Here is a 251-nt window from a genome sequence, read left to right on the forward strand (position 1 = left end):
CGCGGCCGAGTACCGCGCCCTCCTCGATGAGATCTTCACAACATTGACTGACCAGTTGAGTTTCGCAGGATCATGGATTGAGAATCACCTCAGTGGATTCATTCAGAAGTTGCGTTAATCACTAGACGACCTCCACCGGTCGATCAGGAAGCGTATCGACAGTATCCCGTTGGAGCAGCGTGTCTCCAACTTGCTCGACAGTATCGAGGTCGAACTGATCGGTAAGGTGTCCACGGACGGTATTGGCGTGT

2 pseudogenes are annotated in these 251 nt (G+C 53.0%); one reads left to right on the forward strand and one right to left on the reverse strand.

Annotated features, from left to right (window positions below):
* Window positions 1-118, forward strand: a pseudogene (locus O2S87_RS19340) (IS630 family transposase); the annotation flags it as partial.
* A gap of 6 nt (window positions 119-124) precedes the next feature.
* Here O2S87_RS19340 and O2S87_RS19345 read toward each other — a convergent pair.
* Window positions 125-251 (reverse strand): annotated as a pseudogene (locus O2S87_RS19345) (ISH3 family transposase); the annotation flags it as partial.

The organism is Halohasta sp. A2, assembly GCF_056175805.1.